General features: G+C 55.3%; 1 rRNA gene. It reads left to right on the forward strand.

Annotation, left to right across the window (positions count from 1 at the left end):
• Nucleotides 1–257 (forward strand): 16S ribosomal RNA (locus I6E11_RS14950); the annotation flags it as partial.

The raw sequence follows: 257 nt of genomic DNA on the forward strand, positions 1-257 counted from the left end.
TGATTTGGAGACAGATCAGCCGCAAGGCATGTATGAAGGTGCTGCATGGTTGTCGTCAGCTCGTGCCGTGAGGTGTCGGCTTAAGTGCCATAACGAGCGCAACCCTTTCTGCCAGTTACTAACAGGTTGAGCTGAGGACTCTGGCGGTACTGCCATCGTAAGATGTGAGGAAGGTGGGGATGACGTCAAATCAGCACGGCCCTTACGTCCGGGGCTACACACGTGTTACAATGGGGGGTACAGAAGGCAGCTTGCCG

Origin of the sequence: Bacteroides caecigallinarum (assembly GCF_021531075.1) — a bacterium.
Classification (GTDB): domain Bacteria; phylum Bacteroidota; class Bacteroidia; order Bacteroidales; family Bacteroidaceae; genus Phocaeicola; species Phocaeicola caecigallinarum_B.